Source organism: Xenorhabdus bovienii (assembly GCF_024721015.1).
Lineage (GTDB): Bacteria > Pseudomonadota > Gammaproteobacteria > Enterobacterales > Enterobacteriaceae > Xenorhabdus > Xenorhabdus bovienii.
The window spans coordinates 1-2,394 of the sequence record NZ_JANAIF010000167.1 but is presented as its reverse complement, the minus strand read 5'-3'; the positions used below and the strand labels follow the sequence as shown (position 1 = coordinate 2,394).

1 protein-coding gene is annotated in these 2,394 nt (G+C 40.0%); it reads right to left on the bottom strand.

Going from position 1 to position 2,394, the window contains the following annotated elements; genetic code table 11:
- Positions 1 to 577 precede the first annotated feature (577 nt).
- Positions 578 to 2,116, bottom strand: a complete 1,539-nt coding sequence (gene murJ / locus NXS07_RS19495; protein WP_258087460.1) for a murein biosynthesis integral membrane protein MurJ — start codon at positions 2,114 to 2,116, stop codon at positions 578 to 580.
- Positions 2,117 to 2,394: the final 278 nt, after the last annotated feature.

Below are 2,394 nucleotides of genomic sequence, written 5' to 3'. Positions count from 1 at the left end.
ATTAGTGGACGCGGTAAGTCAGTGTATTGTATTACCGACTATAACAAAAGTGCAGATAATTTCATTGATTAACTTACTTAGCTGGACTTACTGTTTATATTTAATTATGAAGATATATAAACACAGAGGCAGTTATTATGGAAAAATATCTGGCGATTATATTATTTTTTCTGGTTATGGTTGTATTAAATTTAAAGTCGAATATCATTTATTTTATTATCAATAATCCATTTAACGGTTACAAGTTATTATGAATAATAACACTAACTTCTCACGAATTTTCTTAATTAATTTTTGATTATATCAAATTCATTATTTACATTAAAATTAATAATATCAAATAATCCAGATAATAATTCAAAAATACATATCAAACAATAAGTTACAAATAGCAAGAAGAATAAAAAATAGAATAATAATTAATTTTATGTCAGGAAAATATCAATTTTCATTCTTTGAATTGAACCAGAAAGGCAAGAGAAATACGAATACTGTCATTCAATAAGTGCAAAATAAAAAACCGCCCAATAAAAACTTGGGCGGTTGTATTGAATGAAATTATTTATTAATCAGGGAATCACTGCAATCCCCGATGAGCAAAATCTTTCAGTCTAAATCCCATCAAGGCCAGAACTGCAAAATAACTGCCTGCTCCCGCAATCACTACGCCCATTAAGCGCAGTAGGCGCATTGCCATATTGCCCTGTTCCCATGCTGGCATAACCCACAATACTGCCAACAGCACCCCGACCATCACAGCAATTGCCACCACCAATTTAAACAGGAATATCCCCCATCCCGCCAAAGGCGTGAAAATATCACGCTTACGCAGTTGCCAATAAAGCATACTGGCATTGAAGCAGGCAGCCAGACCAATAGAAAGCGCCAGACCTGCATGTTTCAACGGGCCAACGAAAGCAAGGTTCATCAATTGGGTCAGAATCAAGGTCGCAATCGCAATTTTTACTGGTGTTTTGATATCTTGGCGTGAATAAAAGCCCGGAGCGAGAACTTTAACCACAATCAACCCCATCAAGCCAAAACAGTAGGCAATTAACGCCCGTTGAGTCATCTCAGCATCAAAAGCAGAAAAGTGACCATATTGAAATAATGATACCGTCAGAGGCTCTGCGAGAATACCGAGAGCAACTGCACAAGGCAACGCCAGCAAGAAACAGAGACGTAACCCCCAATCCATCAGTTTTCGATATTCTTCATGATTACCACTGGAAAAACTTTTCGCCAGTGAAGGCAGCAAAATCGTCCCTAACGCCACACCCAGTACACCAGAAGGCAATTCCATTAAACGATCAGCGTAATACATCCATGAAACAGAGCCTGAAACCAGAAATGAGGCAAAAATTGTATTAATGATCAAGGAAATCTGCCCGACCGATACACCCAGAATTGCAGGCCCCATTTGACGGATAACCCGCCATACGGCACTGTCACGGAAAGAAATCCGCGGCAATACCAGCATGCCGATCTTTTTCAGATGAGGAAGCTGATAGACCAATTGCAAAACCCCTCCGGCAACAACGGCCCAACCCAGCGCCAGCACTGGCGGATTGCAATAAGGAGCCACAAACAATGCAAAAATGATCATACTGACATTGAGCAGTGTCGGAGCAAAAGCAGGCACCGAAAAGCGGTTCCAGGTATTAAGAATTGCGCCAGCCAAAGAAGCCAGCGAAATCAAAAAGATATAAGGAAACGTAATTCTAAGTAAATCACGGGTTAAGACAAACTTATCCGGTGTATCCGTAAATCCCGGCGCAGTCACATAGATGATCCAAGGTGCAGCAATTACACCTATCACTGAGACGATAGCCAGAATCAATGTCAACATACCTGAGATATACGCAATAAAGGTACGTGTTGCTTCATCCCCTTGTTGATTTTTGTATTCGGCAAGAATAGGAACAAAAGCTTGCGAAAAAGCGCCCTCTGCAAAGATACGGCGTAACAGGTTAGGTAATTTAAAGGCAACAAAAAAGGCATCCGTCGCCATTCCTGCACCAAATATACGAGCAATAATGGCATCACGAATAAAGCCCAGCACGCGAGAAAACATCGTCATTGAACTGACCGCTGCCAGTGATTTCAATAAGTTCATGGTATTGTTCTAAAGTTGTATTCTTATGGAATTAAGCATAAAAATGTAAAGCTATCCCATCAGGCATCATAAAAATGGCATATAAAGCAATCTGGTGGGATAGCAGCCGATGTTTAAAGTCTAACAGACAAAAACCCTGTCTACATTTTCTATATTACGCCCCATTAGCCTTACCCCGAGATTCATAAACCCACTTTGCCCCCAGGGGTTACGCATGAAAATATTGAGTGGATAATTCTTTCATTTTTAGAGGGACGCTAATGAAAGAATTAGTGGAG

What these genes read in the sequence shown, in the direction of transcription:
- murJ (WP_258087460.1), bottom strand. Translation starts at nt 2,116, where the DNA reads ATGAACTTATTGAAATCACTGGCAGCGGTCAGTTCAATGACGATGTTT.